This window comes from Acinetobacter genomosp. 15BJ (assembly GCF_000400715.1).
Lineage (GTDB): Bacteria > Pseudomonadota > Gammaproteobacteria > Pseudomonadales > Moraxellaceae > Acinetobacter.
Window position 1 is genome coordinate 80,639 of sequence record NZ_KE007349.1, and the last position, 2,237, is coordinate 82,875.

General features: G+C 47.5%; 1 pseudogene. It reads left to right on the forward strand.

The window, feature by feature from the left end:
* Positions 1–2,237, forward strand: a pseudogene (locus tag F896_RS03605) (hypothetical protein); the annotation flags it as partial.

Here is a 2,237-nt window from a genome sequence, read left to right on the forward strand (position 1 = left end):
GGAGAAGAGAATCTCACTGTAACCAAAGATGGTAACACCATCCAATACGGTCTAAATAAAGACCTGAAAGTGGATAGTGTGACTGCAGGCGATACCGTGATGAACAGCGATGGTGTGACTATCACCAATGGCCCAAGTATCACTAAGTCAGGGATTAATGCAGCAGGGAATCCAATCACCAATGTCGGTGCGGGAGTGAATGATACCGATGCAGTCAACAAAGGTCAGTTAGACGATGCTGCAGCGGCAGCAAAAACAGAAGTGACTCAAGGTAAAAACATCACGGTTACTAAAACCACAGGTACAGATGGACAAGACATCTACAACGTGGCAACCAAAGACACCGTGGATTTTAACAATGTGACCGTTGGTGATGTGAACATTGATGGTACGACAGGCAAAATCAGTGGTGTGACTGCGGGAGAAGTCAGTGCGACCTCGGATGAAGCCATCAATGGCAGTCAGTTGGCAGGCACAGCCAAGAGCGTCTCTGATGCATTAGGTGGTGGCTCAGTGGTTAATCCCGATGGCACAGTGACCGCACCAAGCTATACAGTAAATGGAGAAACAGTCACCAATGTTGGTGATGCGATAGGTGAGTTAGACAAAGGTTGGAACTTACAAAGCAATGGTGCCAATGCAGGTGCAATTAAAGCAACAGATACCGTAGATATTGGCACTGTTGATGGTGAAGAAAATCTAACGGTCAGCAAGACGGGTAATGATATCAAATATGGTCTAAATCGAAATCTAAAAGTAGATAGTGTCACTGCGGGCGATACTGTGATGAACAGCGATGGTGTCACCATCACCAATGGTCCAAGCATCACCAAGTCAGGTATCAATGCGGCAGGTAATCCAATTACTAATGTCGGTGCAGGAGTGAATGATACCGATGCAGTCAACAAAGGACAGTTAGACGATGCCGCAGCGGCAGCGAAAACAGAAGTGACTGAAGGTAAAAACATCACGGTTACTAAAACCACAGGCACAGATGGACAAGACATCTACAACGTGGCAACCAAAGACACCGTTGATTTTAACAACGTGACCGTTGGTGACGTGAACATTGATGGAGCTACAGGCAAAATTAGTGGTGTGACTGCGGGAGAAGTCAGTGCGACTTCGGATGAAGCCATTAATGGCAGCCAACTGGCAGGCACAGCGAAGAGCGTCTCTGATGCATTAGGCGGTGGTTCAGTGGTTAATCCAGATGGCACAGTGACCGCACCAAGCTATACCGTGAATGGAGAGACAGTCACCAATGTCGGTGATGCGATAGGCGAGTTAGACAAAGGTTGGAACCTACAAAGCAATGGTGCCAATGCAGGTGCAATTAAAGCAACGGATACCGTAGATATTGGTACGGTTGAAGGCGAAGAGAATCTCACTGTAACCAAAGATGGTAACACCATCCAATACGGTCTAAATAAAGACCTGAAAGTGGATAGTGTGACTGCAGGCGATACCCGTTTAGATCGCAGTGGTGTAGCTGTCACAGATGCGGTAGGTAATCGAACCTCGATTGTTGCAGGCGGTACCATTGTTCAAGATGCTCAAGGCAATAGTACAGCGACGACGGCAAGTGGAACTACGATTAAAAATGCACAAGGAGATACGACCTTAATTAATAGTGCAGGTTTAGGCTTTACCGATGCTGCGGGTAATCCAACGGGACCGCGTGTTAATCGTACAGGGATTGATGCGGGAAATTCTAAAGTGACTAATGTTGCCGACGGCACCATTGCAGCAGGTTCAAAAGATGCAGTGAATGGTGGTCAGTTACATGGTGTTGCGGACAGCGTCAGAGGTTCTATTGGTGGTGAAACAACTTTAAATCCAGATGGTTCAATCACGACATCGAATGTCGGCAATACTGGCAAGAACAACATTCACGATGCGATTGATTCAATTCGGGGAACAGCCGTTGCAGCAAAAACTGAAGTTGAAGCGGGCAAGAACATGACGGTTGAAAGTCGTGTGGGTGACGATGGTCAAACTATTTATGAAGTTGCAACAGCCGATGATGTGTCCTTTGATTCGGTTCAAGTCGGTGATGTGAACATTGATGGCGCTACAGGCAAGATCAGTGGTGTCGCGGCAGGTGAAGTCAGTGCGACCTCGGATGAAGCCATTAATGGCAGCCAACTGGCAGGCACAGCCAAGAGCGTCTCTGATGCATTAGGCGGCGGTTCAGTTGTTAATCCAGATGGCACCGTGACTGCACCAAGCTATAC